The sequence below is a fragment of the Psychrobacter sp. TB20-MNA-CIBAN-0197 genome (assembly GCF_040309765.1).
Lineage (GTDB): Bacteria > Pseudomonadota > Gammaproteobacteria > Pseudomonadales > Moraxellaceae > Psychrobacter > Psychrobacter submarinus.
In genome coordinates this window covers 1-324 of record NZ_JBEOPC010000258.1, presented here as the reverse complement: position 1 = coordinate 324, position 324 = coordinate 1, and the positions used below count along the sequence as shown (strand labels likewise).

General features: G+C 46.9%; 1 pseudogene. It reads right to left on the bottom strand.

The features are described 5' to 3' along the window. Positions 1-324, bottom strand: a pseudogene (locus AAEY83_RS13560) (hypothetical protein); the annotation flags it as partial.

Below are 324 nucleotides of genomic sequence, written 5' to 3'. Positions count from 1 at the left end.
CAGCATATCAGCGATTAATTTTCCGCCCTCATCACCCATCAGCTGACGCGCTAGCATATAGGATTTTTTGGCATGGTTTTGACTCAGCTCTTTTTCTTTTTTTGAGTCGGTTGGATTGGCGTAATACCAACCAAGCTCCAGATATTTTTCGGAGTCGATAAGGTCTAAATAAGGCGCATCGGTATCCATAAAGCGATACTTAGAGGCCGAATTACTGGCGTAGTCTAGGCTGTTTTCGTCCGTGCTGACCACTTTACCAAAGGTCGACTTGATATCATCCAACGCATCAACCGTAAGCGGGTCTACTGGGGCAGCGCTCCACGA